1 protein-coding gene is annotated in these 401 nt (G+C 58.9%); it reads left to right on the forward strand.

Translation table 11 applies throughout. The annotated features are described in order from the left end of the window. Positions 1-2: 2 nt before the first annotated feature. Positions 3-197 carry a Flp family type IVb pilin gene (locus EOB49_RS34235; protein WP_164781945.1) on the forward strand — a complete coding sequence of 65 codons (195 nt, stop codon included), beginning with the start codon at positions 3-5 and terminating at the stop codon, positions 195-197. Positions 198-401 lie beyond the last annotated feature (204 nt).

Below are 401 nucleotides of genomic sequence, written 5' to 3' on the forward strand. Positions count from 1 at the left end.
CGATGACCCGGCAGTTCCGCGACGATGAAAACGGCGCTGCCATGGTCGAATATTCTATCCTGATTGGCATTATCGCCACAGCGTCAATCCTGGTCGTTCTGGGGATCGGAGCTTGGGTTACAGACTCGTTCACGTCGCTTTGCGACAGTCTGATCGCTGTAGGCGATATCGCGGCCTGCGATCCTGACGGCGCCTAACTTCTTAATTCAGGCCCGGGTTGTTTGATCCGGGCCTGAAAGCCGGTCGAGGCGGGCGATTCCCGCATAGGATTTGGGGCTTAGGGCTATGCGCGCCAATACAGTTATCATGGTCGTCCTCGCCGGCGTGTTCGGCGTGCTGGCGGTGGTGCTCGCCAATATCTGGCTGGCAGGCCAGCGTAATGCGATGGCGAAGGGAGATGG

Origin of the sequence: Mesorhizobium sp. M7A.F.Ca.MR.148.00.0.0, from assembly GCF_003997735.1 — a bacterium.
Lineage (GTDB): Bacteria > Pseudomonadota > Alphaproteobacteria > Rhizobiales > Rhizobiaceae > Mesorhizobium.

Excerpts from the sequence above, each read along its gene's own strand:
- EOB49_RS34235 (WP_164781945.1), top strand. The coding sequence starts at position 3 with ATGACCCGGCAGTTCCGCGACGATGAAAACGGCGCTGCCATGGTCGAA.